Origin of the sequence: Gallaecimonas xiamenensis 3-C-1 (assembly GCF_000299915.1) — a bacterium.
GTDB lineage: Bacteria > Pseudomonadota > Gammaproteobacteria > Enterobacterales > Gallaecimonadaceae > Gallaecimonas > Gallaecimonas xiamenensis.
The window spans coordinates 40,821-64,430 of sequence record NZ_AMRI01000026.1 but is presented as its reverse complement, the minus strand read 5'-3'; the positions used below and the strand labels follow the sequence as shown (position 1 = coordinate 64,430).

Sequence of the window (23,610 nt, the reverse complement as noted above, 5' to 3'; positions counted from 1 at the left end):
GCACTGGGCCTGCCTCGCAGGCCATGTCACTGACCTGGGCGGCCCCGTGCAAGTCCAGTCGGGGGAGCCACTACCAAAAGGCCAGCATCAGCTGGCCTTTTTCTTTTTCTGACTTTGATAAGTGAATTACCAAAGCACTGGGCCTGCCTCGCAGGCCATGTCACTGACCTGGGCGGCCCCGTGCAAGTCCAGTCGGGGGAGCCAGCAAAGGTTTATGCCAAAGCAAAGCAGCCCAATACGTAGAAGAGTGCGGTCTTCCCGTTCTATCGGCCAGGCCCGGCACCGATAGCCCCTGCGGCAAGCCAGCTGCCGCCACAAGGCCGCCTTCAAACCAGCAAAACCCCAATGGACCCACCGATGCCTGCTTCTTGCGGGCAAGCAAATTTCCTTCACAGACAACCACCTGCCGGAACATTAGCAAAAGCGCCCATTTGGCCTATCGCCAAAAGTCCGCCATTGAGGTTATTTTTTGTTCGAATGGCCTGTTTTTCCGGTATTATTGCCGGCCATTTGCGGGGCGGGGTTGGACGCAAGGAATGCGGCCTACTATGGTCAGAATCGCCACCCGCCCTTGTGGTCGTGGTTCATCTAAGGCGAGAGGACATAATAACGATGAAACTCAGCATCCGGCTGACAAGGATGGGCATAGCTGTCGCTGTACTCGTTTGGCTGGCCCTGTGCGCGGCCAGTTGGTTTAACAGTAGCCGCCTGGCCAATCAGGAAGCCCTGGAAGCCTGGACCTATGCCAAGAACTGGCTGGCAAGCCCCACCCCCCGGGTACCCCGCAACTGGCAGCAATGGCAACTGGACGACCAGCCTGCCGAGGCCCAACCGCACCAGGCCAGCCCAATGCTGGGCCCCCTGCTATCTTCCCTGTTGCCGCCGGCCAGCCTCAAACTCAACCAGGACGGCCACCGCCTGGCCCTGACCCTGGACAATTCCCCACTCCAGGCCAGCTTGCAATGGCAATGGCTGGCCTACCTGGTGCTGTTGGTGGTGGGCATCAATATCGCCCTGTGGCAGGGCCGCTGGCTGCGCCGCCAACTGGCCGAACAGAGCCTGACCCTCAATCGCCACCTGGACAGCCTGCAAGAAGCCGAAGAACTGCCCGATACCCTGACCCTGGAAGAATTCAACGGCACCCTGGCCGCCATAGGCGAGGCCAGGGCCAAATTGCTGCGCCAGGCCAGCGAGCAGCAAAAACTGGTCAGGGCCCTTAGCCTGCAGGTACTGACCGATCCCTTGACCGGCCTGCCCAACCGCCGCGCCTTCAACGACCAGCTGACCAAGGCCCTGGAAGCCCAGCTGCCCACCGGCCTGGTGCTGATAAGGGCCACCCCCCTAAAATCCATCAATGATGACGACGGCTACAGCGCCGGCGACGACTACCTCAAGGGCCTGGCCGAGATCCTCAAGCGCCAACACAAGGGCAAGTCTCAGATCAGGGCTTTTCGCCTGTCCGGCAGCGACTTTCTGGTGATGGTGCCCCAGGCCGAGCTGGCCATGCTCAGCCAGTTGGCCCAACACCTGATGGCCGAGCTGATGTCCCTGCGCACCCAGTCCCACGAACAGATGCCCGCCTACCTGGGGGCGGTGTTGGTGCGCCAAGGGCAGGTGGGAGCCGCCCTGGCCCAGGCCGACAACGCCCTGTCCCTGGCCATGGCCCAAGGCCAGCCCGGTTGGCACCTGGACACGGGGCAAGGTCAGCACAAGGAAATGGAGCAGCGTAGCCAGCAGCAATGGCGTGAACACCTGCAGTACCTGCTGAGCGACCAGGGCCTGACCCTGATGGCCCAGCCGGTGCAGGGCATCAACCGCAACCAGGTCCATTACACCGAGATCCTGGCTCGCTGCTACGACAAGGACGGCCGCCTGCTGCCCACTGCCTCGGTGATGGCCATGGCCGAGCGCCTTGGCCTTATCCAACAGCTGGACAAGCTGGTGATGGAAAAGACCCTGAAGGAACTGCTGGGCAAGCCCCTTGGCCAGTCCCTCTACGCCATCAACCTCAACGCCCTGACCGTGCAGGACCCCCACTTCGTGGTCTGGCTGGAACGGCGGCTCATTGCCCACCCGGAGCTGGCCCGCCACCTGGTGTTCGAGGTGCCCGAAGCGGGCCTGGTGCGGCAAATCGGCGCCAGCCAACGCTTTATCGAGCTTATCCATAAGATGGCTTGTCGCATCACCATAGAGCGCTTCGGCACCGGCCTTGGGGCCATCCGTTTCTTCAAGGCCCTCAAACCGGACTTTGTGAAGGTGGACGCCGCCCTGTCCCGCGCCATAGACCAGGACGCCGACGGCCAGTATTACCTGCGCATCCTGGTGGACATCGCCCACCGCCTGGGGGTCAAGGTGCTGGCCGAGAACGTCGAAAACGCCGAGGAACGCATGACCCTTACCGAGCTGCGCCTGGACGGCCTGCAAGGCTACTACCTGGCAAGGCCGGTGTTGTTCGGCCCCTCGGCCCTGACCATGAATACCTGAAAAAAGGCCGCCCCAAGGGCGGCTTTTTTAATCGGCAATGGCCGCCTTGGCCTTGGGCCGCTCCTGGCTCAGCAGCACGCCCCCCAGCACCAGCAAACAGGCCAGCCCCTGCCACAGCCCCAGCCGCTCTCCCAACAGTCCCATGGCCAGCAGCAGGGAAAACAGCGGGATCAGATTCACAAACACCGCCACCCGCGCCGCCGGCAGCCTGGCCATGGCAAAGTTATAAAGCCCGTAAGCCCCCAGGGTGACCCCCAGCCCCAGATACAGCATGGCCCCCAGGGCCGACGGGCTGAGCGTTGCCGGCAGCGGCGCCGTGGCCAGGGCCAAGGGCAGGAAGAACAAGGCGCCACTAAAGGCCTGGATGGCGGTCAGCCACAGGGGCGAGTAGCGGCCGGACAGGTGTTTTAAAGACAGGGAGTAAAAGGCGGCGCAGAGCATGGCGGCAAATTCCAAGGCGTTGCCAAGCAAGGCATTGGGGGCCTGGGCCGAGTTTTCAGCGGCGCCGCTCAGCCACAAGACCCCCAGCACTGCCAGGGCCAGCCCCAGCCAGAGCCTGGGGCTGGCCTTTTCCTTCAGAAAAAGCACGGCGCCACTGACGGTCAGCACCGGCAGCACCGCCGTGACCATGCCGGCCTGGCCGGCAGAGGTGTACAGCAACGCCTTGGCTTCAAACACGAAGTACAGGCAGGGCTCGGCCAGGGACATGGCCAACAACAGCCGCCAGTCGCCTTTTTGATACCTAGCCTTACCCCAGAAGCGGTAGCCAAGGGCCAAGGCCAGGGCGGCCACCCACATGCGGGCGCAGATCACCCACAAGGGGGAGACCTCTTCGAACAGCACTTTGAGCACCACAAAGGTGCTGGCCCACAGGGCCATGGCCACCACCAGGGCGACAACCGGCATAAAAACCCCACTGGTCCACTGTTGTTTAGGGGACCACAAACCACGATAATAACCCGTTGATTCTACTTTGGCCGAAGGGGACCTAGCCACCCATGGGCGATTATCTGCTGTTATTGATAGGCACGGTGCTGGTCAATAACTTCGTGCTGGTAAAATTTCTCGGACTCTGCCCCTTCATGGGGGTGTCAAACAAGCTGGAAAGCGCCATCGGCATGTCCCTGGCCACCACTTTCGTACTGACCCTGGCCTCCTTGTGCAGCTACCTGGTGAACACTTACCTGCTCGAACCTCTGGGCATAGGCTACCTGCGCACCCTGTCCTTTATCCTGGTGATAGCGGTGGTGGTGCAGTTCACCGAGATGGTGGTGCAAAAAACCAGCCCCCTGCTGTACCGGGTGCTGGGGATTTTCCTGCCCCTTATCACCACCAACTGCGCCGTGCTGGGTGTGGCGCTTTTGAACATCAACGAAAACCACAGCCTGATGCAGTCGCTGATTTACGGCTTCGGCGCCGCCGTGGGGTTTTCCCTGGTGCTTATCCTCTTTGCCGCCATGCGTGAACGCCTGGCCGCCGCCGATGTGCCCATGCCCTTCAAGGGCCCGGCCATCGCCATGATCACCGCCGGGCTCATGTCCCTGGCCTTTATGGGCTTTACCGGCCTCGTTAAGCTGTAACTATGACGATCCTTTACGCCATCCTTGCCCTTGCCGCCCTGGCCCTGGTTTTCGGGGTTGTGCTGGGCCTGGCCTCGGTCAAGTTCAAGGTCGAGGCCGACCCCGTGGTCGACCAGATAGACAATATCCTGCCCCAGACCCAGTGTGGCCAATGTGGCTACCCCGGTTGCCGCCCCTACGCCGAAGCCATTGCCGGCGGTGACGACATCAACAAGTGCCCCCCCGGCGGCCAGGCCACTATCGACAAGCTGGCCGACCTGTTGGGGGTAGAAGCCAAGCCCCTGGACGCCGCCCACGGCGCCGAGGACGTCAAGAAAGTCGCCTTTATCCGCGAAGACGAGTGTATCGGCTGCACCAAGTGCATCCAGGCCTGCCCGGTGGACGCCATCCTCGGCAGCGCCAAGCACATGCACACCGTGATCCAGGCCGAATGCACCGGTTGTGACCTGTGCGTCGAACCCTGCCCGGTGGACTGCATCGAGATGCGCCCGGTACAAACCACGGTCCAGAACTGGAAATGGCAGCTCAATGCCATTCCGGTCAAGCAGTTGGCGGCGGAGGAAAAGGCCTGATGTTGACCCTGTTCGAGCGCCTGACCTCCAACCAGGTTTTTGATTTCCATGGGGGTATCCACCCACCCGAGCACAAGAGCCTGTCCAACCACAGGCCCATAGGCCGCCTCAAGCCCGCCCCCGAACTGGTGGTGCCGCTGCGCCAGCATCTGGGGGAACTGGGTGAGCTGCTGGTCAAGGCCGGGGATACCGTACTCAAGGGCCAGCCCCTGTCCCGGCCCCTGTCGGTGATGGGGGTGCCTGTCCATGCTCCCACCTCGGGCACAGTACTGGCGGTGGAAAACCGCCCCCTGACCCACCCCTCTGGCCTTTGGGACATGGCGGTGGTTATCGAGCCCGACGGCCAGAACCAATGGGCCGACAAGCACCCGGTGGCCGACCCCTTCGAGGCTGACCCGGCAGTGCTGCTCAAGGCCCTCAAGAGCGCCGGCCTGGCCGGCATGGGGGGCGCCGGCTTCCCCACCACCGTCAAGCTGGCCTCCGGCCGCCCTATCGACGCCCTGGTGATCAACGCCGCCGAGTGCGAGCCCTACATCACCAGTGACGACTGCCTGCTGCGCGAAGAAGCCGACAGCGTTATCGGCGGCGCCCGGCTGATGGCCCGCATCGTCGGCGCCAAGCTGGTGGTGATCGGCATCGAAGACAACAAACCCGAGGCCATCTCCGCCATCGAAGCGGTGATAGAAAGCCTGGACGACGTCACCATGAAGGTGGTGCCCACCAAGTACCCGTCCGGGGCCGAACGCCAGCTTATCAAGCTGCTCACCGGCACCGAGGTGCCCGCCGGCGGCATTCCCGCAGACCTGGGGCTGGTGGTGCAGAACGTCGGTACCGCCTTTGCCGCCTACCGGGCCCTGGTCCACGGCGAGCCGCTGATTAAAAGGGTGGTCACCATCACCGGCCAGCAGGTGAAAAAGCCCGGCAACTACTGGCTGCCCATCGGCACCCCCATCAGCCATGCCCTGGCCGAATGCGGGTTTGAGGCCGACAAGCGCCAGCGCTTTATCGTCGGCGGCCCCATGATGGGCTTTACCCTCAACGACACCGCCGCTCCCGTCACCAAGACGGTGAACTGCCTGCTGCTGCCCAACAAGAAAGAGCTGCCCCTGCCGGGGCGGGAGATGAACTGCATCCGCTGCGGTGAATGCGCCAACGTCTGCCCTGCCGATCTGTTGCCCCAGCAGCTCTACTGGTATGCCAAGGCCAAGGACCAGGAAAAGCTCGACGAGTACAAGCTGTCCGCCTGTATCGAGTGCGGCGCCTGCGCCTTTGTCTGCCCTTCCCAGATCCCCCTGGTGCAGTACTACCGGGTGGCCAAGGCCGAAAGCCGGGCCGCCGCCGAGGAAAAACGCAAATCCGACAAGGCCCGGGAGCGCTTCGAGGCCCGCAAAGACCGTCTGGAGCGGGACAAGGCCGAACGGGAAGCCCGCCACCAGGAAGCCACTGAGCGGCGCAAGGCCGCCATGGCCGCCCGCAGCAGCGACCAGCCCAAGGACAATGACGCCGTGGCCGCTGCCCTGGCCAGGGTCAAGGCCCAGAAGGACGCTGCCGTCGCCAAGGCCCAGGAAGCCGCCGAGCAAGGGGCGCACCTGGATAAAGGGGAGCGGGTTCCGGACAACAGCGAAATGGCCAAGCTGCGCGAAGAGCGCAAGCGCCAAGCCAGGGAGAAAAAGGCCCAGCAGGAGGCCCAGCTGGAACCCCGGCAGGAGGCCCAGCTAGAGGCCCAGAAGGAAGATCAGCCGGACACCCCAACGCCTTCTCCGGCCCAGGCTGACAAAGCCTCGGCCGTGGCCGCCGCCATCGCCCGGGCCAAAGCCAAAAAGGCCGAAGCCGCTGGCGTCGCCGCAGCCGACAGCGAACAGGCCGCCGATCCGAAAAAAGCGGCCGTAGCCGCCGCCGTGGCCCGCGCCAAGGCCAAAAAGGCCGAAGCCACCGGCGCCGAGGCCAGTGCCCAGCCCCAGGCTGAGGCCGGCGAAGACGACGCTGCCGCCCGTAAAAAAGCGGCCGTAGCTGCCGCTGTGGCCCGCGCCAAGGCCAAAAAGGCCGACGCCACCGGCGAAGAGGCCAGTGCCCAGCCCCAGGCTGAAACCGCCGAAGACGACGCTGCCGCCCGTAAAAAAGCGGCCGTAGCCGCCGCTGTGGCCCGCGCCAAGGCCAAAAAAGCCGAAGCCGCTGGCGAAGAGGCCAGCCCCCAGCCCCAGGCCGAATCCGCCGAAGACGACGCTGCCGCCCGTAAAAAAGCCGCCGTAGCCGCCGCCGTGGCCCGCGCCAAGGACAAAAAAGCCGAAGCCGCTGGCGAAGAGGCCAGCCCCCAGCCCCAGGCCGAACCCCCCGAAGACGACGCCGCCGCCCGTAAAAAGGCCGCCGTAGCGGCCGCTGTTGCCCGCGCCAAGGCCAAGAAACAAGCTCAAGAAGGTCAGGACTGATGTTGATCGCCAGCTCTCCCCATACCCACAAGCGCCGCACCACGGGCCAGGTGATGCGCCTGGTGGCCTATGCCACCCTGCCCGGCGCTGCGGCCCTGGTTTATTTCTTCGGCTATGGCGTCCTTATCAACCTGGCCCTTTGCAGCCTGACCGCCCTTGTCACCGAGGCCCTGGTGCTGCTGCTAAGGGGCAAGAGCCTGTGGCAGCTGGCCGACAGCTCGGCGCTGCTGACCGCCATACTGCTGGCCCTGGCCCTGCCTCCCACGGCCCCCTGGTGGCTGCTGGTGATAGGTTCGGTGTTCGCCATACTGGTGGCCAAACAGCTCTATGGCGGCATAGGCCAGAACCTGTTCAACCCGGCCATGGCCGCCTACGTGCTGCTGCTGATTTCCTTCCCGGTGCAGATGACCAACTGGCTGCCCGCCAAGGGCCTGGCCAGCCACAGCCCCAGCTTCCAAGACAGCCTGAGCCTCACCTTCAGCGGCTACACCACAGACGGTTTTGCCGCCCACCAGCTCAGCCAGGGGGTGGACGGGGTAACCCAGGCTACCCCCCTCGATACCCTGAAAACCGACCTCAAGCAAGGCCTGACCGCTTCGGAGTCCATGACCAAGGCCCTTTTTGCCGACATCGGCGGCAAGGGCTGGAACTGGGTCAACCTGGGCTTTTTGCTGGGAGGGCTGTTCCTGCTGTGGCGCGGCATTATCGACTGGCAAATTCCCGGGGGCGTGCTGGGGGGCCTGCTGCTGGCGTCCTTGTTGGGCTTTATCCTGCACCCGGACGGCAACGGCTCGCCGCTTTTCCACCTCTTTAGCGGCGCCGCCATGTTCGGGGCCTTCTTTATCGCCACCGATCCGGTCACCGCCGCCACCTCCCCCAAGGGCCGGCTGATCTTCGGCCTGCTCATTGGCGTGCTGACCTACCTTATCCGGGTGTTCGGAGGCTATCCTGACGCCATCGCCTTTGCGGTGCTGCTGGCCAACATGACGGCGCCGCTGCTGGACAACTACACCAGGCCCAACAGCTTTGGGGAGGGCTCCAAGCCATGATGTTGCTCGCTGCCCGTAAAAACGGCCTGATCCTGGGGCTGTTTGCCCTGGCCTGTACCGCCCTGTTGGCCGGTACCCATGCCCTGACCCAGGATCGCATCGCCCAGCAAAAGGAAGCCCAGCGCCTGGGCATCCTCAACGCCATGATCCCCAAGGCCAGCCACGACAACGACTTGTACAGTGACTGCACCCTGGTCAGCTCCCAGCAATACCTGGGCAGCAGCGACCGCCAGCCCGCCTTCCGGGCCCGCCTGGCCGGCCAGCCGGTGGCGGTGGGCATCGAAACCGTGGCCCCGGACGGCTACAGCGGCGCCATCCACCTGATCGTCGGCCTGGCCTACCCCGAGGGCACAGTGCTGGGGGTCGAAGTCCTTGAACACAAGGAAACCCCCGGCCTGGGTGACAAGATAGAGCGGCGCAAGTCCAGTTGGCTGGACAGCTTTAACGGCAAGCGCCCCGGCGGTGAGAAAGACGCCGGCTGGGCGGTGAAAAAGGACGGCGGCCAGTTCGACCAGTTCACCGGTGCCACCATCACCCCCAGGGCCGTGGTCAAGGCGGTGGGCAACACGGTGCAATACTTCCAGCGCAACAAAGAAGCCCTCTTTGCCGCGCCCAGCCAGTGTGGAGGGGCCCAATGAGCCAGATGAAAGACATCGCCCGCCTGGGGCTTTGGGGTAACAACCCCGGCCTGGTGCAGCTGCTGGGCCTGTGCCCGCTGCTGGCGGTCACCAACACCCTTACCAACGCCCTTGGCCTGGGCCTGGCCACCCTGCTGGTGCTGGTGGCGTCCAACGCCACAGTGTCCCTGGTGCGCCGCCTGGTGCCCAAGGAGATCCGCATGGCGGTGTTCGTGATGATCATCGCCGCCTTCGTCACCGCCGTAGAACTGGTGATGACCGCCTTCGCCTACGGCCTCTACCAGTCCCTGGGCATCTTTATTCCCCTTATCGTCACCAACTGCGTGATCATGGGCCGGGCCGAGGCCTTTGCTTCCAAGAACAGCGTCGGCCTGGCCGCCTTTGACGGCCTGATGATGGGCCTGGGCTTTACCGCCGTGTTGGTGGTGCTGGGCGCCTTGCGGGAACTGATCGGCCAAGGCACCCTCTTTGACGGCGCCGAGCTGCTGCTGGGGGACTGGGCCCAAGGCCTTAGGGTGGAGGTGATGCACCTGGACGCCAAGTTCCTGGTGGCCCTGCTGCCGCCAGGCGCCTTTATCGGCATGGGCTTTCTTATCGCCCTGAAAAAAGTCATAGACCAGCAACGCGACAAGAAGAAGGTTGCCAGCCCCGTTGCCAAGGCGCAGCGGGTCCGGGTAACCACGACGGACTGATGAACCAGCAAAAACGTATCGAGATACTGACCCGGCTCAGGGACGAGAACCCCCACCCCACCACGGAGCTGCACTTTACCAGCCCCTTTGAACTGCTGGTGGCGGTGACCCTGTCGGCCCAGGCCACCGACGTGGGGGTCAACAAAGCCACCGCCAAGCTGTTTCCGGTGGCCAATACCCCCCAGGCCATCTGGGATCTGGGGGTGGACGGCCTCAAGGACTACATCAAGACCATTGGCCTCTTTAACGCCAAGGCCGAGAACGTCCACAAGATGTGCCGCATCCTCCTGGACCAGCACGGCGGCGAGGTACCAGAGAGCCGCGAGGCCCTCGAAGCCCTGCCCGGAGTGGGCCGCAAAACCGCCAACGTGGTGCTCAATACCGCCTTTGGCTGGCCCACCATCGCCGTGGACACCCATATCTTTAGGGTCTCCAACCGCACCAAGTTTGCCCCGGGCAAGGACGTGCGGGCGGTGGAAGACCGCCTGGAGAAGGTGGTGCCCAAGGAATTCAAGGTGGACGTGCACCACTGGCTGATTTTGCACGGCCGCTATACCTGTATCGCCCGTAAACCCCGCTGCGGATCCTGCATCATCGAGGATCTGTGTGAATTCAAAGACAAAACCGACATCTAACGAGGTAAGCCATGCGCCTTCTTCACACCATGCTCCGCGTCGGCGATCTGGACAAGTCCATCGCCTTCTACACCGACGTCCTCGGCATGAAGCTGCTTCGCCGGTCCGAGAACACCGAGTACAAATACACCCTGGCCTTCGTGGGCTACGGTGACGAGATTGACCACACCGTTATCGAACTCACCTACAACTGGGGCGTGGACAGCTACGACCTGGGCAATGCCTATGGCCATATCGCCATCGAAGCGGATGACATCTACGGCCTTTGCGAAGAGGTACGGGCCAAGGGCGGCAAGGTGACCCGTGAAGCGGGCCCGGTCAAAGGCGGCAGCACAGTGATCGCCTTCGTTGAAGATCCCGACGGCTACAAGATTGAGTTCATCGCCAAGAAAGACGCCGGCAAGGGCCTGGGCGAGTAAGCCCAAAACACAGATGCAAAAAAGGCGCCCTTGGGCGCCTTTTTTATTTTTGAACCTGTATCACCACCCGGCGGTTGAGGCTGCGCCCCTGCTCGGTGTTGTTGGAGGCGATATGGCGTTTCTCGCCGTAGCCGTCGGTGCTGATGCGGTCTTCTGACAGGCCCTTGCCCACCAGGTAGTCCTTGATGGCCCTGGCCCGCTTCTTGGACAGCTCTTCGTTGAGCCAACGGCCGCCGTAGGAGTCGGAGAAGGCCGCCACTTCCACCTTGGTGAAGCTGGGATCGTTGGCCAGGTACAGGCCCACCAGATCCAGGCGGCGCTGGGATTCGAGGGTCAGCTCGGAGCTGTTTTTCTTGTAGGTGAGCACCGAGAAGGCAATGTCTTCAAAATTGACCGGCAGCAGCCCACCCAGGCAGGACACGAAGGCTTCATAGCCTTGCTTGAAGTTGCCGGTAGACAGGGCCACCGACACCCTGTTACGGCCTAGGCGGTCCGGGTAGGTCAGGGTCGGCAGGCGGCCCGATTCCAGTTCGGCCAGGATATCCCAGGCCCTGTCGTCGTTCAGCTCCGCCGGGTAATGGGGGTAGACCGACAACTGCCCCAGAGGCTGGGCCTTGAGGCCGGGCTGCCAGGAGGGCGGCACGCTGGCCAGGTCGGCCTTGGTCTGCTGGCGGGGGCCGTCTTTGAGATCCAGGGCAAAACGCAGGTTTTCCTTGCGGCTGGCCTGGGCGCTGAACACCGCCACACCGTAGTTGGGGATCTTGTGCTCGAGGCGGCATTGCAGGGGGTTGGCCGCCGTCATCTGCCACTGGGACTGGCCCAGGCTGGCCGCATAATAGCGGGCCCCGGCATCGGCCGGCGTCGCCGACAAAGCCAGTAAGGCAGCAAAAACTGAGATATGAAACGACTTGGACATGGCATCCCCCTTCCTCAGCAACTGTGTCGGCGAGGGCTTTTCAAACTTTAGGGATTTGTCAGCTTTTGCCATAATGGGCCCCCAGCTCACAGCCAATACCTTCGATGTCAGAACTATTCAGCCAGCGCTTTCGCGGTTTCTACCCTGTGATAATCGACGTTGAAACCGCCGGTTTCAATGCCCAGACCGACGCGCTGCTGCAGATCGCCGCCACCTTGGTGGACATGGACAGCACCGGCCGCCTGGTGGTCAAGGAAACCGTCTTCCACAACGTACTGCCCTTCGAAGGGGCCAACCTGGAAGAGGCCGCCCTCAAGTTTACCGGCATCACCGACCCCTGGCACCCGCTGCGTTACGCCATCGACGAAAACGAGGCCTTGAAGGACATCTTCAAGGCGGTGCGCAAAGGCATGAAGGCCGCCGGCTGCCAGCGGGCCATACTGGTGGGCCACAACGCCGCCTTCGATCTGGGCTTTTTGAACGCCGTTATCGAAAGAACGGCGCAAAAACGCTCCCCTTTCCACCCCTTTGTCAGCTTTGACACCACCACCCTGGCGGCCCTGGCCCTGGGGCAAACGGTGCTGGCCAAGGCCTGCCCGGCGGCGGGCCTGGACTTTGACAACGCCGAAGCCCACGCCGCCGACTACGACGCCGAGCGCACCGCCCAGCTGTTTTGCCACATCGTTAACCGCTGGCAGGACCTGGGTGGCTGGCCCCTGCCCGCCCCGGCCGAAGATGCCGAATCTGCCCCCCAGGACCAAAGCCTGGCCCCCTAAGGGGCCATAAAGGTCGCTAAAAAGGCTTGGGCAAAGGCCGACTGGGCCACTTCGGCCCGGTCCGGCCTGTTGTGCCACCAAACCCCTTCGCTGTTGGCAAGGACGATAAAGCTCAGCTTCTGGTCCGGCACTTTCAGGTACAGGGCCGAATAGGCCTGCTCCCACCACCCCGAATGCCAGACAAGCCCGTGGCCCTGGTAGGGCTCGATAAACCAGCCAAGGCCGTAGGGGGCAGTTGTCCCCCCGGTTAGGGCCGTTGGCGTCATCATCAAAGCCAGCGACGCCTTGCTGATCAGCCGGCCCTCATCCAGGGCAATATCGAACCTGGCCAGATCCAGCGCCGTGGACACCACGCCCCCTGCCGCCCCATCCCCCTGGGCGCCCCTGGCATCGGCTCTGTGGGCCAGCCCCTTGTCGTCGATGCGATAGGGCTGGGCCTGGGCTGTGGCCAGGTCGGCCCGCAAAGGCAGATCCCGGTATTTGCGGGCCGACAGGGTCATGCCGGCTGGGGCAAAGACGTAGCGGGCCACCAGCTCGGAAAAGCGCTTATTGGTGACCGCCATCATCGGTCTGGAGGCCCAGGAATAGAGCACCGGGTTATAGGAAAAGCGGCGGCCGGGCTGGCCGGTGGCGGTGTGGGACAAGAGGTGGCGCAGGCTATGGCCCTTGGCTTGGCAATCAAGGCCCTTGGCCAGAACGCTGGGCTGGCGGCTAAAGTCGTCGCAAAAGCCCTGCCACTGGCTGTATTGGTCCAGGGGCCTGTCCAAATCCAGCTTGCCCTCCTCCACCAGTTTCAGCGCCACCACCGCCGACAGGGGTTTGGCCACGGAGGCGATGTCATAGGGGGTATCGGCGGCGGCAGGCACGGCCTGTTCCAGGTCGGCATAGCCAAGGCCGGTGGCCAGCAGCACCGTACCGTCCTTGACCACCGCCATGGACAGGCCCGGTATATGGGCGCTTTGGCGCAAGGCCTCAATCTTCGCCACAAAGTCGGCGATGGGGTAAGGGGCGCTGGCGGCGGGTGCGCCAACGGCAAGGGGCGCGGCCAGCAGCAGCGCCAGGGCTATCCAGGCTTTCATAAGGGCAATCCTTTTGTCTGTTCCTGGGGCACCAGTTGCCCCTGCGGCGTCTCCCGGGTGTCAGGGTCTATTGGCAAGCAAAAAGGGCCAGGTGGCCCTTTTCAGTCAGGAGGGCGCGGCTCAACCGGCCCCCTGCCCCGGCCAGTTGGTGAGCTTGCTGAGCTTGGCCAGCACGGCCCGGGCGGTACTGGCGGAAGACTGGGGGTTCTGGCCGGTGATCAGCAGGCCGTCGGTGACCACGAAGTCGTCCCAGTCGCCGCCGCAGAGGAAGTCGCCGCCCTTGGCCTTGAGGGCGTCTTCCAGCAGGAAGGGCACCACCTCGGTCAGCCCCACCGCCGCCTCTTCGGCGTTGGTAAAGCCGGTCACTTCCTTGCCGTCCACCACGCTTTGCCCCTTATCATCCACGGCGTTTAGCAGCACACAGGGACCATGGCAGACCGCCGCCACCGGCTTGCCGGCCTTGAGAAAGTCCTGGATAAGGCGGATGGAGTCGGGATCAATCACCAGATCCCAAAGGGGGCCATGGCCGCCGGGGTAAAAAAGGGCATCGTAGTCGGCGGCATTGATGCCCGCCAGGGGATAGGTGTTGGCCAGCTCGCCCTGGGCCTTGGAATCGCTCTTAAAGCGCTGGGTGTCTTCGGTTTGGCTGTCGGCGTCGTCACTCTTGGGGTCCAGGGGTGGCTGGCCGCCCTTGGGCGAGGCCAGGGTCACCTTATAGCCGTCGTCCACAAACACGTAATAGGGCGCGGCCAACTCTTCGAGCCAGAAGCCGGTCTTGTGGCCCGTATCCCCCAATTGGTCGTGCGAGGTGGTTACCATCAGAATGTGCATTGCATTCTCCTTATTGAAAAACCTTCCAAGCATAGTGTGCCCAGCCAGCATGGGATCAATGGGGCTTGATCTCAAGGCAACATTCTGAAACACTGCCGCCGTCCTGAAATTTTTAGGACCAGAAGAGGTGCGTTGACCAGGTAACCAGCAAGAGGGGCCCTTTCCCTAAGACAGCTGGCCAGGGGGTAAACGCCGAGATGCACGGCGCGGGGGCGCGCGGTGTCATCGGTCAGACAGGTTGAATCCTGTTGACTGTCACCTGATTTGGTGGAGCGCTTCTGGTACAAGCAGCCTTTCCTTTTTGACTGCCGGTCCCAGGCGCTCTCTTTGCTTGAATTCAAGGAGAGCTATGAACATCCCCGCTACCCGCGTCCTGAAATTTGGCGGCACCTCCGTCGCCGACTACCAAGCCCAAGGCCGTAGCGCCCAGCTGGTTGCCCAGCAGACCGAATCCCGCATCGTCGTGGTCAGTGCCGCCGCCGGCGTCACCAATGCCCTGGTGGGCCTGAGCCAAGCCATAGATCCCGAAGCCGCCGAGAACTTTCGCACCCTGATCCGCGATCGCCAGCAGCATTTCTTTGAGGCCCTTGGCGAGCCCGACGCCCTCAAGGCCAGCTACTGGACCCTGCTCGAAGAGCTGGACGCCTGCGGCCCTTGCCTTGGCCAGGAGCGCGATCGCCTGTTGTCTTTGGGGGAACGTTTTTCCAGCCTGTTTTTCGCCGAGCGCCTGCGCCAGCTGGGGCTGCCCGCCCTGCAACTGCCGGCCCGCTTCCTGATCGCCACCGACAGCCACTTTGGCCAGGGCGAACCGGACGTGGCCCGCACCCGCCAGCAGGTACAAATCGCCCTTAACGACCACCAGGGGGAGATCCTGGTAACCGAAGGCTTTGTGGGTGCCGACAGCGACGGCAACATCACCACCCTGGGCCGGGGCGGCTCGGATTACTCCGCCGCCCTGCTGGCCGAAGCGGCCGACGCCGACTGGGTGGAGATCTGGACCGACGTCAAAGGCCTCTACACCACAGATCCGCGCCTGGTGCCCAATGCCCAGCCCCTGGCGGAATTGTCCTTTGCCCAGGCGGCGGAACTGGCCACCTTCGGCGCCAAGGTGCTGCACCCCAAGACCCTGTGGCCGGCCATGCGCCGGGATATCCCGGTCTTTATCGGCTCCACCCTGGACGCCAGCGGCGGCACCGTTATCCGCCGGGAAGTGAGCGGCGAGCGCCGTTACGCGGCCCTGGCCCTGCGCAAAAACCAGACCCTGCTGAAGATCACCAGCCCCGAGATGCTCTACAGCTACGGCTTTTTGGCCCGGGCCTTCAGCCTGCTGGCCAAGCACCATATCTCGGTGGATCTGGTGACCACCTCCGAGATCTCCATCGCCCTGACCCTGGACGAGCGCGGCTCAGAGCAGGCCCTGTCCCTGCAGGTATTGGAAGAGCTCAAGGAACTGGGCAGCATTGAAGTGTCAGAAGGCCTGGCCCTGGTGGCCCTGGTGGGTGACAACCTCAATGCCACCCCGCAGATCGCCGCCGAGGTGTTCAACGCCTTGGGCGGTATCAATGTGCCCCTGATTTGCCATGGCGCCAGCCCTCACAACCTCTGCTTCCTGGTCGAAGACAAGGACGGCCCCTTGGCCATCCAACGACTGCACGCGCGGCTTTTTGAACAGCGCCAGGCCGTAGCCGCCTGATACGAAAAAACGCCCTCGGGGCGTTTTTTTTGGCTCAGTCCCACTTGTTGCGGGGCGGCTGGTAGTGGTCAAAACGGGCCAGCAGCGCCTGGGGATCGGACTCCACCACCAGCATGGCCTGGTGGCGCTGGTCCAAAAAGCCCTCGTCCACATAGCCGGTGGCCAACTCCAGCAGCGGCCGGTAGAAGCCCTTGACGTTCAACAGGCCGATGGGCTTGTGGTGGTAGCCGAGCATGGCCCAGGTCCAGACCTCGGCAAACTCTTCCAGGGTGCCGGCGCCACCGGGTAGGGCCACAAAGCCGTCCGCCAGCTGCGCCATCATCGCCTTGCGCTCGTGCATGTCCCGCACCACGTGCAGCTCGGTCAGGCCCCTGTGGCCCACTTCCTTGTCCAAAAGGGCCTGGGGAATAACCCCTATCACCCGGCCCCCAGCTCCTAGGCAGGCGTCCGCTACTGTGCCCATCAGCCCCACCCGGCCACCGCCGTAAACCAGGGTCTTACCCTGCTCGGCCAGCAGCTGGCCAAGGGCCCTGGCAGCATCGGCAAATTCACCCGAATGGCCCATTCTGGAGCCGCAAAAAACAGCCAGGCTTTGCATTGGAACTCCGGTTCAAAAAGTCGTCGCGATCCACTAGGTTAGAGCTAAGGTCTGCTATATGATGCAGCACCTTTTTGCGCCGGGAGGAAAGGATGCTTCCGCCCCGTTCCGGCCCCCTTACTTTATCAGGGAATCATCTATGAAGATTGGCATCCTGTCCCGCAAAGCAGACCTTTACTCGACCCGCCGCCTGGTGGAAGCCGCCGAGCAGCGCGGCCACGAGGTGCAGGTCCTTAACCATCTGCTTTGCTATATGAACATCGCTTCCCACAGGCCCAGCATTCATTACGGCGGTGTGGAACTGGAAAACCCCGATGCCATCATCCCCCGTATCGGCGCCTCTGTGACCTTTTACGGCACCGCCGTGGTGCGCCAGTTTGAAATGATGGGCGTGTACTGCGTCAACGAGTCTGTGGCCATTTCCCGCTCCCGCGACAAGCTGCGCAGCCTGCAGCTGCTGGCCCGTAAAGGCATAGGCCTGCCCATCACCGGTTTTGCCCACTCCACCAAGGCCACCGATGACTTGATTGAAATGGTCGGCGGCGCGCCGCTGGTGGTCAAACTGCTGGAAAGCACCCAGGGTAAAGGGGTGGTGCTGGCGGAAACCCGCAAGGCCGCCGAGAGTACCATCGAAGCCTTTAGAAGCCTGGGCGGCCGCTTTTTGGTGCAAGAATACATCCGTGAAGCCGGCGGCGCCGACATCCGCTGTATCGTGGTGGGTGACAAGGTGGTGGCGTCCATGCAGCGCCAGGCCAAGGAAGGGGAGTTTCGCTCCAACCTGCACCGTGGCGGCAGCGCCATTCCCATCAAGATCACCCCGGAAGAGCGCTCCACCGCCGTGCGCAGCGCCAAGATCATGGGCCTGGGGGTAGCGGGGGTTGACCTGCTGCGCTCCAACCACGGTCCCCTGGTGATGGAAGTGAACAGCTCCCCCGGCCTGGAAGGCATCGAAGCGGCCACCAAGGTGGACGTGGCCGGCGCCATCATCGAGTACATCGCCAAGAACGCCAAGCCCCACAGCAACAGGACCAAAGGAAAAGGCTGAGCATGAAGATCGGCGGCAAGGAGGTCCCGGCGGGCAGCCGGGTGGAATTGAAACTGCCCGTTCCGCCCCTCTATACCAATGCCGCCATGGACATGCCGGTGACGGTGATCCGGGGCAAGAAGGACGGCCCTCGCCTTTTTGTCAGCGCCGCCATCCACGGCGACGAGATCAACGGCGTGGAAATAGTGCGCCGCCTGCTGGCCAGCTCCTTTGTCAAACGCATCACCGGCACCCTGATCCTGGTGCCTGTGGTCAACGTTTACGGTTATGTGTCCAAGAGCCGCTACCTGCCGGACCGGCGCGATCTCAACCGCGCCTTCCCCGGCTCCGCCAAAGGCTCCATGACCGCCCGCCTGGCCCACACCTTTATGACCGAGATCGTGGCCAACGCCAGCCACGGTATCGATCTGCATACCGGCGCCAAGCACCGCACCAACCTGCCGCAGATCCGCACCTCCCTGAACGACGCCGAGGCCTTGGCCATGGCCAAGGCCTTTCGGGTGCCGGTTATCCTCAACGCCGAGCTGCGCGACGGCTCTTTGCGGGCCACCGCCGCCGAAAGCGGCTGCCCTGTGCTGCTCTACGAAGCCGGCGAGGCCCTGCGCTTTGACGAGTTCGCCATCCGCGCCGGCCTCAGGGGCATAGTCAACGTCATGCGCCACCTGGGCATGCTGCCGCCAATCAAGGCTCCCAGCCGCGCCATAGCACCGCAAATTTCCCAGGAAAGCCGCTGGGTAAGGGCCAACGGCTCCGGCATATTGCTGCCCACCAAGGCCATAGGCGACGCCGTCGCCAAAAACGAGGTGATGGCCCACATCACCGACCCCTTGGGCAGCAAGCCCATGGTGATCCACAGCCCGGTGGACGGCATCGTCATAGGCCAGGCCACCCTGCCCCTGGTCCACGAAGGGGAAGCCCTCTTTAACGTCGCCCACACCGAAAAGGCCGAGCAGGTGGAAGCCGCCCTGCCCCATTTCTATGACAATCTGGAAAGGTTGGATGAGAGTGATTTTGCGCCGCTGTGATGGCTCGTTTGCCCTGGCGGACGCTGTGGGGTGTTACTGGAAGCCGGGGTTGTCCCGGTTTTATTTTGTTTGTCTGGCTGGCGCCAGCTGAATAGCGTTGTTTCCTTTTAGTGTCCTGATTGACCTTTAAACGCCTTTATTCGCCGGGTCCCGGCCCGGCGGCCGGAATGGATTTCAATGGGTAATCACATCCTTTTTGCGTCCCGCTTTTTCGAATAATTCCTTTATATGCAGGGGGGCGCCCCTGCACGCGCCCTACTTTTGAGGCCAAAAGTAGGCAAAAGCCTAGCCCATGTTTCGCTTATCCTTCGCCTCTGGTCGTTCCCGTTGCACCGGTTCATACGCGTGTCCAGACGCGTATGAACCTGCCTCGACATCCCTGTCTCGGCTGCCCCTCCACTCCCGCCAGCTCAGCGCTTCACTTAACGGGCCCAAAAGCAGGCAGCTTCGATAAGCCATGGGGAGTGAAACCCTCACTGGCGGTTGTTTCCGGCTCGGCCATCCAGGCCTCGCGTTCAGGTGCGTGATGTCCTTACCTCCGGTCGCTTGCCGCTGACCGCTGCATACGCGGGTCCAACCGCGTATTCCGTTCGCTACCTCACCGGCCACCGATGTCCCGGCCTCGCGGCCTCGCGCCAGCTCTCGCCGATGCCTTTGAAATTAGACATGCTTGTTCTATATGACTTTGTGGAATATACACGTACACTTGCATATTCCACAAAGCACAGAACTCTATTATCCTCTTATTTTATCAACAATACTCTTTAGCTCCGGAATATCTATCATCCTATCCTCAATTATTTCCTTCGATAATAATCTCTCGTAGCTTTCCCTATCACATGGAGCGCCTTTTAATAATGGGTGAACAACATCTTTGCACTCGTTATTGGTAGTAGGCACTCTTCTATTCATAATTTTTAGTATAAGCCCCTCCAAGCAAGGAGTTGAAGGAACTAGTGTCACCCCTTCTTTTTCTGCATTTTGCACTTTACTCTTAGGCCAAGGAAGGTCTGTGTCTAAAAGTGCTAAACAGTAATTATGACCATTATGTCTTTTGGTACTAATCGCGTGATCTATAACATTGCTAGGCCCTTTCCCTTTTGCCGTTACAACTGAAATCTTATAATTTCCATTACTAAAATAAGTCTTCAGTAGTGATAGGAATGCTTTTTCAGAGAAGCCTTCTCCCACGAGTAACAATGTTTCTTTTATAAACCTTTTTCTTCTTTGAAAAGCCATTTTAACCTCACAGACTAAAGTCAGGAACGCCACCAAGAGCACCAGAAATATACTTAGAGTAAAGATTATCCTGACTTCTCAAACCTTGTACTTCGTCTAACCTCCAATTTTCGCTCGTGCCATTAACTTTCTCAACGAGATATACTTGGTGCTTTCGAAGTTCCTTCAGTACCTCTGGTGTATGACTAGTAAATATCAACTGAGCGTTTTTCTTATTCATGCTGCTACTCATAAATAACTGCATGATTTCAGAAACCATCATTGGGTGGAGTTCTGAGTCAAACTCGTCAACTATAGCCACTCCACCATGAGCCAATGCTAAGAGAACTGTCTGAAGATAGTAGTAGCACGCTTTAGTACCGCTAGACTCCATGTACATTGGAAGTTTGAAGTAAGTATCATCGCACTTGTGTATACCATAGGGAGTTTTAATTACCTCAACTTCACCTGTTCTTTTGTCGATATATTCCTCATCCTCAATCTCAATATCATCGATACCTAAATCCATCCTTATCAATAAGGACTTCATAGTATTAAACAGTTCGTTGTCTTCAAGGTAAGTTTCTGTAGCTTCTATAACATCTTCAAAACCGAAATCGTTTTTCCCATGAAATCCAATGTTGCTTTCAAAAGCATGGAAGAGATATGAAATAAATATACCCAGGGTATTCTCTTTTCTTAAAAGATAGGATATTGCAGAACTATTCTTAGGAATTGAGTCCAATTCTTGATTGTTTAATGAGAATGCATTACTTCTATTGGTTTTTATCTCATATTTATTCTCGTCCTCATTGTATTCGCGAGAGAATATTTTACTGAACAAGCGAGAGCTTTTTATTTTTAACTCTTCTAATAAAACCCTTTCCCTGTTCATTTTTAACAAATATTTATACTCATGCTTATGTTCAGTAATCGACTCAATGAAGCATATCTCTATTTCAGTGACATCATTCTCGCATACTTTGTGAGGATAAAAAGGTAGTTTTTCATCTTTTTCCATAGATTGAAATGAGTGGATAAAAAACCATCTTAGAAATGCTAGAGGTTTAAGTAAATTTGACTTTCCAGCGCCGTTGCCACCGAAAATAGAAATAACACGAGATATGCGTTCGCCATCGATGCTGACGTCATAATGTGAATCACTCGAATTTTTCTTTGTGACAAAATCAACAAAGGTTTCATCTCTGAAAGAATAGAAATTTTTAAATTTATACCACTTAATCATATCGCCCTCGTTCTTGAGAAAAAACTGACAACCTAAGATATAAATTATCCTTAACTTATCTGTTAGTTTTCAGTTCATTAACTCTCTTCTGGGTGAACGTTCCATTATGTATACCATACCACACTAGTTCCGTTTCGACTTTTTTTTGTCTAACTTGGCTTAATAGGTTTCCCCTCAAAGTGGCGTCGCCATTTTTCATTTATAAAACAATATCTTAGGTTGCTTTCCCTGTCGCTGGTCTATGGACTTTGGTGGTGATCTGCTCTTGTGCCCGTTAAGTGCAACGCTGAGGTGGCGGGAGCGTGAGTGGGTGCGAGGCAGGGATGCCGAGCAAGCGGAAGAAGGGCTGGATGCCCGTGTGCAGCGACCACCCAGAGCCGAGGATAAAGCGGAACGCAGTGCAATGGTTTTGGTTGGGCAGCCCCGCTGACTTTTGCCGAAACAAAAGTAGGGCGCGTGCAGGGGCGCCCCCCTGCGATTAGCCGGACTCCGAGAAGAGAAAAGGCCAGCAATGAGAAGCCAACCCACCGAGTCTGCCCTGCTGGGATGCTCTCCCAAACCGCTCCGCGAAGCCGCACCTGTGAAGGTACAAACATCAGCACCAGCAAAAAGCGCAGAGCTTGCACGACCATCAAGCAGAACATACCCACATCGGTACCGGCACAAGCAATGGCAATCAAAAAAGCCCCAACCCACCTCTTTGGCGGGTCGGGGCTTTGGGGTTCAAGGTGTCATGCCAGATTATTAAACAACCTTAAAAGGGGCTGGCCGGCGATGGTGTAGTTGCCAAGATAGTTATGGTTCTGCGGCAAATTGGTCTGCCGCAGGACCACACCGAAACGGGCCGCCGCTGCGGGGTTGGCTCGGTGGGTGACTTGGTGGCGCTCCTGGTAGTGGGTTTCGACATCAACCTTGGAGGCATCGATGGTGATAGCCCCAGGGATATTGATGTGATGGCCATCCATCGCCAATACGATGCCTCTTAAGGGGGGCAGGTTCTGGCGCCGGCGCCGGGCGTTTTCATAGATGAAGTAACGGCGCTCCATATTGCAGAACGGCGAGTTGCTCCACTCCGGCGTGGCCACAAAGATCATCGTCTGCGAGGTGGCCACCGCATGGCGATAGTACTCCTTCCATCCCCCGTTCATGGATGCCACGCCAACCAGCCAGGGCCTGGCGGCATCGACCACGGTGCTCACCGTATTGGGTACCATTTTTAAGCACTCGGTGTCGAGGTAGACGCTGTTGACCTGGTGCCAGCCTCTGCGCTGCATGATTTGATAGCGCAGCCAGCGGGCAAAGTAGGCGCCGCCGTTTCTGGCGCCAAAGCTCAGCGTGACATGGGTAACCCCATGTTGCTGTTGCAGCACTTGTGCTTGTTGCAGCCGTGCTTGGTCAAGGAGCGTGGGGCAATCTTGGGGTAATGGCATGGTGAAGTCCTTTTCTCAAGTTAGGGGTGATATCCATTTCGAAGGCCCTAGTCTTAGCAGCCAGATCCCCACCCAACAACTCGGAGCAGTAAGAGACTTGCTCCAATCCCATCCGCCACCACTGCCTTACCCGCCCGAAAGCGGGGTCTTCCCCTCCAACCTTCTGGCCAAAAACCTCGCCAACGGCGGCCCCAGCAGCAACACCAACAAAAAACGCAGCGTCTGCATGGCCATCACAAAGGGTAAATCCACCCCGGAGCCGGCGGCGATAATGGCGATGGCATCCATACCCCCTGGGCTGGTGGCGAGATAGGCGGTGAGGGGATCTATGGCCAAAAAATGCACCAGCAGGTAGCCGATACCGGCGCACAGGGCCATCAGCAGCCCTATGGCCGCCAGCATGGGCAGCAGGGCACGGCGGGCGGTTTTGAGGGTGCTGCGGGTAAAACCCAGGCCCACGTGCCAGCCGAGGGTGGCGTAGGCGAGCCCCAGTAGCCAGGGTGGCAAGGTCAGCTGATAGCCTCCCGCCAGCTGCACCAGGGCCCCCAGCACCATGGCCAGCAAAAAGGGGCCAGAGGGCAAGGCGGCGCGCCGCCCCAGCCAGCTCAAGGCTAACGCCAGGGCCAGGGTGACCACCAAGCCGCCAAGGTCCAAGGGCAGCGGCGCGCTTGGCTCTGGGGCCACAGGGGCGGCCCAGTGGGCCACCGCCGAGGCGCTAAGGGCCACCAGCAGTACCCGCAGGTATTGCATCAGCGCCACCAGCCGCACGTCGGCGTTGGCGGCAGACTCGGCCATCATCACCATGGCCGACGCCGCCCCAGGGTAAATACCCCAGAGGCCGGTGGTGCCGGGCAGCCAGGGGCCCCTGGCCAGTTGCCAGCCCAGCAAGGAGCTGGCCAGCAGCACGGCGGCGATAACGGCCAGGTACAGGCCCAGATCGGCCAGCAGGTGACTGAGTAGAGGCAGGCTGATGCTGGCCGCCACCATCAGGCCAATCAGGCTTTGGGCCAGGCTATAGAAGGGCTTGGGTACCGCCAGGCGCTGGCCCTGCACCCCAAGGACGATGGCGGCCAACATGGGGCCTAGCAGCAAGGCCGCCGGCAGGGACAGCAGCCACAAAGGCAAGGTGACCAGGGCCGACAGCAGCACCAGGGCGCACCAGGAACGGGGGTTGGGGGGCACAGACAACAAGGGGGCCTCCTTGGAAGGCCCCCACCTTGCCTTGCGGCCGGGTCCCTGTCAAAGCCGATGCGGCCAG

The 23,610-nt window shown here is 60.8% G+C and carries 22 protein-coding genes and 1 riboswitch; of the genes, 13 read left to right on the top strand and 9 right to left on the bottom strand.

Features of this window, described 5'->3' with window-relative positions:
- Positions 1-612 precede the first annotated feature (612 nt).
- On the top strand, positions 613-2,484 hold the full coding sequence (locus B3C1_RS15980) for an EAL domain-containing protein (RefSeq protein ID WP_008486101.1): 1,872 nt from the start codon (positions 613-615) through the stop codon (positions 2,482-2,484).
- A 27-nt stretch (positions 2,485-2,511) separates the two neighbouring features.
- Here B3C1_RS15980 and B3C1_RS15975 read toward each other — a convergent pair whose 3' ends face one another.
- Complete coding sequence (locus B3C1_RS15975; RefSeq protein WP_008486100.1) at positions 2,512-3,390, bottom strand: DMT family transporter; 879 nt, start codon at positions 3,388-3,390, stop codon at positions 2,512-2,514.
- A 92-nt stretch (positions 3,391-3,482) separates the two neighbouring features.
- Between B3C1_RS15975 and rsxA the strand changes: the two genes are divergently transcribed.
- The 8 genes from rsxA to gloA are packed head-to-tail and all read left to right on the top strand — an operon-like array spanning position 3,483 to position 10,495.
- Positions 3,483-4,064, top strand: coding sequence for an electron transport complex subunit RsxA (gene rsxA / locus B3C1_RS15970; RefSeq protein ID WP_008486099.1), 582 nt, complete (start codon positions 3,483-3,485; stop codon positions 4,062-4,064).
- Between the two features lie 2 nt (positions 4,065-4,066).
- A complete protein-coding gene (gene rsxB, locus B3C1_RS15965) occupies positions 4,067-4,636 on the top strand; it encodes an electron transport complex subunit RsxB (protein ID WP_008486098.1) in 570 nt (189 codons plus the stop codon).
- Complete coding sequence (gene rsxC, locus B3C1_RS15960; RefSeq protein WP_008486096.1) at positions 4,636-7,062, top strand: electron transport complex subunit RsxC; 2,427 nt, start codon at positions 4,636-4,638, stop codon at positions 7,060-7,062. Before rsxB ends, rsxC begins: the two co-directional genes overlap by 1 nt.
- Complete coding sequence (gene rsxD, locus B3C1_RS15955; RefSeq protein ID WP_008486095.1) at positions 7,062-8,111, top strand: electron transport complex subunit RsxD; 1,050 nt, start codon at positions 7,062-7,064, stop codon at positions 8,109-8,111. The genes rsxC and rsxD overlap by 1 nt, the downstream gene beginning before the upstream one ends.
- Positions 8,111-8,749, top strand: a complete 639-nt coding sequence (gene rsxG, locus B3C1_RS15950) for an electron transport complex subunit RsxG (RefSeq protein WP_035482481.1) — start codon at positions 8,111-8,113, stop codon at positions 8,747-8,749. The genes rsxD and rsxG overlap by 1 nt, the downstream gene beginning before the upstream one ends.
- The gene (locus B3C1_RS15945) at positions 8,746-9,441 is read left to right on the top strand and encodes an electron transport complex subunit E (protein WP_008486093.1); all 696 of its coding nucleotides are present in this window, start codon (positions 8,746-8,748) and stop codon (positions 9,439-9,441) included. Before rsxG ends, B3C1_RS15945 begins: the two co-directional genes overlap by 4 nt.
- A complete protein-coding gene (gene nth / locus B3C1_RS15940; RefSeq protein WP_008486092.1) occupies positions 9,441-10,076 on the top strand; it encodes an endonuclease III in 636 nt (211 codons plus the stop codon). Before B3C1_RS15945 ends, nth begins: the two co-directional genes overlap by 1 nt.
- A gap of 11 nt (positions 10,077-10,087) precedes the next feature.
- Positions 10,088-10,495, top strand: a complete 408-nt coding sequence (gene gloA, locus B3C1_RS15935) for a lactoylglutathione lyase (RefSeq protein WP_008486091.1) — start codon at positions 10,088-10,090, stop codon at positions 10,493-10,495.
- A gap of 43 nt (positions 10,496-10,538) precedes the next feature.
- On the opposite strand, the gene B3C1_RS15930 is transcribed toward gloA, so the two are convergent.
- Entirely contained in the window at positions 10,539-11,411 is an 873-nt protein-coding gene (locus B3C1_RS15930; protein ID WP_008486090.1) for a flagellar protein MotY, read from the bottom strand.
- Between the two features lie 104 nt (positions 11,412-11,515).
- Between B3C1_RS15930 and rnt the strand changes: the two genes are divergently transcribed.
- Positions 11,516-12,187, top strand: coding sequence for a ribonuclease T (gene rnt, locus B3C1_RS15925; RefSeq protein ID WP_008486088.1), 672 nt, complete (start codon positions 11,516-11,518; stop codon positions 12,185-12,187).
- Here rnt and B3C1_RS15920 read toward each other — a convergent pair.
- On the bottom strand, positions 12,184-13,266 hold the full coding sequence (locus B3C1_RS15920; RefSeq protein WP_008486087.1) for a serine hydrolase domain-containing protein: 1,083 nt from the start codon (positions 13,264-13,266) through the stop codon (positions 12,184-12,186). The genes rnt and B3C1_RS15920 overlap by 4 nt on opposite strands.
- A 120-nt stretch (positions 13,267-13,386) precedes the next feature.
- Positions 13,387-14,097, bottom strand: coding sequence for a type 1 glutamine amidotransferase domain-containing protein (locus B3C1_RS15915; RefSeq protein WP_008486086.1), 711 nt, complete (start codon positions 14,095-14,097; stop codon positions 13,387-13,389).
- A 114-nt stretch (positions 14,098-14,211) separates the two neighbouring features.
- Positions 14,212-14,383, top strand: a riboswitch (Lysine riboswitch).
- Positions 14,384-14,446: 63 nt separating this feature from the next.
- Here B3C1_RS15915 and lysC point away from each other — a divergent pair.
- The gene (gene lysC, locus B3C1_RS15910; protein WP_008486085.1) at positions 14,447-15,790 is read left to right on the top strand and encodes a lysine-sensitive aspartokinase 3; all 1,344 of its coding nucleotides are present in this window, start codon (positions 14,447-14,449) and stop codon (positions 15,788-15,790) included.
- Positions 15,791-15,824: 34 nt separating this feature from the next.
- Here lysC and B3C1_RS15905 read toward each other — a convergent pair whose 3' ends face one another.
- Positions 15,825-16,388 carry an LOG family protein gene (locus tag B3C1_RS15905; RefSeq protein WP_008486084.1) on the bottom strand — a complete coding sequence of 188 codons (564 nt, stop codon included), beginning with the start codon at positions 16,386-16,388 and terminating at the stop codon, positions 15,825-15,827.
- Positions 16,389-16,527: 139 nt separating this feature from the next.
- Between B3C1_RS15905 and rimK the strand changes: the two genes are divergently transcribed.
- Positions 16,528-17,433 carry a 30S ribosomal protein S6--L-glutamate ligase gene (rimK, locus tag B3C1_RS15900; protein WP_008486083.1) on the top strand — a complete coding sequence of 302 codons (906 nt, stop codon included), beginning with the start codon at positions 16,528-16,530 and terminating at the stop codon, positions 17,431-17,433.
- 2 nt (positions 17,434-17,435) lie between these two features.
- Positions 17,436-18,458, top strand: a complete 1,023-nt coding sequence (locus tag B3C1_RS15895; RefSeq protein WP_008486081.1) for a succinylglutamate desuccinylase/aspartoacylase family protein — start codon at positions 17,436-17,438, stop codon at positions 18,456-18,458.
- 735 nt (positions 18,459-19,193) lie between these two features.
- Here B3C1_RS15895 and B3C1_RS19925 read toward each other — a convergent pair.
- The 4 genes from B3C1_RS19925 to B3C1_RS15880 all read right to left on the bottom strand — a co-directional run bounded on the left by B3C1_RS19925 (position 19,194) and on the right by B3C1_RS15880 (position 23,534).
- Positions 19,194-19,730 carry an RloB domain-containing protein gene (locus tag B3C1_RS19925; protein WP_237751009.1) on the bottom strand — a complete coding sequence of 179 codons (537 nt, stop codon included), beginning with the start codon at positions 19,728-19,730 and terminating at the stop codon, positions 19,194-19,196.
- Positions 19,705-20,922, bottom strand: coding sequence for an AAA family ATPase (locus B3C1_RS15890; RefSeq protein WP_008486079.1), 1,218 nt, complete (start codon positions 20,920-20,922; stop codon positions 19,705-19,707). Before B3C1_RS15890 ends, B3C1_RS19925 begins: the two co-directional genes overlap by 26 nt.
- Before the next feature lie 731 nt (positions 20,923-21,653).
- Positions 21,654-22,352: a TIR domain-containing protein gene (locus tag B3C1_RS15885; RefSeq protein ID WP_008486078.1), complete on the bottom strand. Its 699-nt coding sequence runs from the start codon at positions 22,350-22,352 to the stop codon at positions 21,654-21,656.
- A 126-nt stretch (positions 22,353-22,478) separates the two neighbouring features.
- Positions 22,479-23,534 carry an AbrB family transcriptional regulator gene (locus B3C1_RS15880; protein WP_035482490.1) on the bottom strand — a complete coding sequence of 352 codons (1,056 nt, stop codon included), beginning with the start codon at positions 23,532-23,534 and terminating at the stop codon, positions 22,479-22,481.
- Positions 23,535-23,610: the final 76 nt, after the last annotated feature.

Excerpts from the sequence above, each read along its gene's own strand:
- B3C1_RS15980 (WP_008486101.1), top strand. The coding sequence starts at position 613 with ATGAAACTCAGCATCCGGCTGACAAGGATGGGCATAGCTGTCGCTGTA.
- B3C1_RS15975 (WP_008486100.1), bottom strand. The coding sequence starts at position 3,390 with ATGCCGGTTGTCGCCCTGGTGGTGGCCATGGCCCTGTGGGCCAGCACC.
- rsxA (WP_008486099.1), top strand. The coding sequence starts at position 3,483 with ATGGGCGATTATCTGCTGTTATTGATAGGCACGGTGCTGGTCAATAAC.
- rsxB (WP_008486098.1), top strand. The coding sequence starts at position 4,067 with ATGACGATCCTTTACGCCATCCTTGCCCTTGCCGCCCTGGCCCTGGTT.
- rsxC (WP_008486096.1), top strand. The coding sequence starts at position 4,636 with ATGTTGACCCTGTTCGAGCGCCTGACCTCCAACCAGGTTTTTGATTTC.
- rsxD (WP_008486095.1), top strand. The coding sequence starts at position 7,062 with ATGTTGATCGCCAGCTCTCCCCATACCCACAAGCGCCGCACCACGGGC.
- rsxG (WP_035482481.1), top strand. The coding sequence starts at position 8,111 with ATGTTGCTCGCTGCCCGTAAAAACGGCCTGATCCTGGGGCTGTTTGCC.
- B3C1_RS15945 (WP_008486093.1), top strand. The coding sequence starts at position 8,746 with ATGAGCCAGATGAAAGACATCGCCCGCCTGGGGCTTTGGGGTAACAAC.
- nth (WP_008486092.1), top strand. The coding sequence starts at position 9,441 with ATGAACCAGCAAAAACGTATCGAGATACTGACCCGGCTCAGGGACGAG.
- gloA (WP_008486091.1), top strand. The coding sequence starts at position 10,088 with ATGCGCCTTCTTCACACCATGCTCCGCGTCGGCGATCTGGACAAGTCC.
- B3C1_RS15930 (WP_008486090.1), bottom strand. The coding sequence starts at position 11,411 with ATGTCCAAGTCGTTTCATATCTCAGTTTTTGCTGCCTTACTGGCTTTG.
- rnt (WP_008486088.1), top strand. The coding sequence starts at position 11,516 with ATGTCAGAACTATTCAGCCAGCGCTTTCGCGGTTTCTACCCTGTGATA.
- B3C1_RS15920 (WP_008486087.1), bottom strand. The coding sequence starts at position 13,266 with ATGAAAGCCTGGATAGCCCTGGCGCTGCTGCTGGCCGCGCCCCTTGCC.
- B3C1_RS15915 (WP_008486086.1), bottom strand. The coding sequence starts at position 14,097 with ATGCACATTCTGATGGTAACCACCTCGCACGACCAATTGGGGGATACG.
- lysC (WP_008486085.1), top strand. The coding sequence starts at position 14,447 with ATGAACATCCCCGCTACCCGCGTCCTGAAATTTGGCGGCACCTCCGTC.
- B3C1_RS15905 (WP_008486084.1), bottom strand. The coding sequence starts at position 16,388 with ATGCAAAGCCTGGCTGTTTTTTGCGGCTCCAGAATGGGCCATTCGGGT.
- rimK (WP_008486083.1), top strand. The coding sequence starts at position 16,528 with ATGAAGATTGGCATCCTGTCCCGCAAAGCAGACCTTTACTCGACCCGC.
- B3C1_RS15895 (WP_008486081.1), top strand. The coding sequence starts at position 17,436 with ATGAAGATCGGCGGCAAGGAGGTCCCGGCGGGCAGCCGGGTGGAATTG.
- B3C1_RS15890 (WP_008486079.1), bottom strand. The coding sequence starts at position 20,922 with ATGATTAAGTGGTATAAATTTAAAAATTTCTATTCTTTCAGAGATGAA.
- B3C1_RS15885 (WP_008486078.1), bottom strand. The coding sequence starts at position 22,352 with ATGCCATTACCCCAAGATTGCCCCACGCTCCTTGACCAAGCACGGCTG.